General features: G+C 45.5%; 1 protein-coding gene and 1 pseudogene. Both read right to left on the bottom strand.

All coding sequences use genetic code 11. The annotated features are described in order from the left end of the window. Window positions 1-31: 31 nt before the first annotated feature. Window positions 32-847, bottom strand: a pseudogene (locus tag ACVB80_RS24260) (IS3 family transposase); the annotation flags it as partial. A gap of 26 nt (window positions 848-873) precedes the next feature. Then, window positions 874-1,380 carry a transposase gene (locus tag ACVB80_RS24255; protein ID WP_481081358.1) on the bottom strand — a complete coding sequence of 169 codons (507 nt, stop codon included), beginning with the start codon at window positions 1,378-1,380 and terminating at the stop codon, window positions 874-876. Between the last annotated feature and the right edge of the window lie 581 nt (window positions 1,381-1,961).

Here is a 1,961-nt window from a genome sequence, read left to right as displayed (position 1 = left end):
TGAAGTGACCCCTTAAAGTTGGACAGTTTCGTTAAGCTACCAGCAGCGCCTGATTTCGATACTCTCGCGGAGTCAGGCCATTTAGCTTTACCTTGATCCGCTTTGTATTGTAGTACTCGATATAGTCTTTAAGACTGGAGATCAAGTCATCTGCATCGTCGAACTGGTATCCATGGTACATCTCTGTTTTTAAGATCCCAAAGAAGTTTTCTGCCACTGCGTTATCCAGACAGTTACCTTTTCTCGACATACTCTGCGTCAGTCCGTTATCGGACAGATGTTTCTGGTAAGCCCTGTGTTGATATTGCCACCCCTGATCACTGTGTACTATCGGTTTTGAGTTATTATCTAGCGTTGATATAGCATCCTTCAGCATCTCTGTAACAAGCGGCAAACGTGATGTCTTCGAGATATTGAACGCGACAACTTCTTGGGTAAACAAGTCGAGGATCGGAGATAAAAAGACCTTTTGCTCCTTTACTTTAAACTCGGTTACATCAGTTACCCATTTCTCGTCTGGTTGCGTTGTCTTAAAATCTCTTTTCAAGATATTTGGCGCTATTTTCCCCACTTCACCTTTGTAAGCCCGGTACTTCTTGGGTCTTACTGTTGACTTCAAACCGAGTTGAATCATTAAGCGCTGTACCGTTTTATGGTTGAGCTTAATCCCCTCTCTGCGTAGTTCTAAGTGTATCCTGCGATAGCCGTATCGCCCCTTATGTTCATGATAAATTGAATGTATTCTTTCAAGCTCATCTTCATAAGCAGGCTTACGCTTCGCCACCTTGCACTGATAGTAGAAAACGCTCCTTGGTAGCTCAAGAGCTCTCAGTAAGTGTTTTAGTGGGTAAGATTTTTTAAGAGCTAAAACTGCTAACGCTTTTTCTTTGTTCGTTGAAGCCTTTGCTGTTTCAGCTCCTCCAACTTTTTTAAAGCCGCATTCTCCGCTCGCAAGTACGCCAGTTCCTCGCGCAGTTCTTCCAGGGTCATTTCATCATCAGATTTCTGTGGTTGCTTTGGCGACTTTTTCATGGACATTTTTGCTCCGCGACGGTTCTCAAGCCCTTTGATTCCCCGCGCTTTGTATTTATTGAGCCACGCAGTCAAAGTTGTAGAGAAAGAGAGATTTAGGACGGCACTAGTGTGTCTGACAGACCAATTATTTGTCCACATTAATTCAATAGCTTCTCGTTTAAACTCTGTGCTTACTGACTGCCCATCGACCGTAAATGAATCCTCCCCATGAAGGGAATACACCTGAGCCCAGTATCGGATGTATTTGGATGGGACTGAATACTTCTGACCGAGCAGATTGGGAGTCATCCCATCTAAGTATTCTTTTGCAACGATGAACTTAAGTTCTCGACTGTATTTGGACATAAAAGATCCCCAATAATTGGTGTCCAACTATTGGGGGTCAGTTCACTGCGTGGGAATGCAGACCGGGGCTGCCTCCGGTGTTTTGTGATTTGGGCTGCGTCTTAACGGTTTGATTTTGTGGTAGATTGGGCTTGACTGGCAGGCTATGACGGATAGGGGAATCTTCGGAATATTGCGGCTTAATCGGAATGTTAGGACGGGATAGTTCTGCAGGTCCTGCCAGAGTGGTAGCTGTGCGGAAAGCTGCATTGAGATATGGGGAAGATCTGCAGATCTGGAACAAAGCGATTACGGAGTTTGTCTGTTGATCAAGCGCTGGCGGATCCCCTCATAATTCTGTCATCCCACAGAAGTGCGTTAACCGTTGATATTCTATGATTGCCCACCGGTATTGTTGCTCTCGAATGTGGTAGCGTCGATGCTTCCGCACTTCTCGCCCTAGTCTGGGAATTGAGAGTACACGCCGGTGTTTAATAGTATTGGCCTGGAAGTCCCACTGCCATTTGGCTTGCATCGCGATTAGCCCATTCCACCACATAATGATTTCGGCCAGTAGCGCCATGAGCAACAAGATGTCGATG

This window comes from Vibrio sp. 9-16B-A1 (genome assembly GCF_056726165.1).
This window is presented reverse-complemented; position numbering and strand designations above follow the sequence as displayed.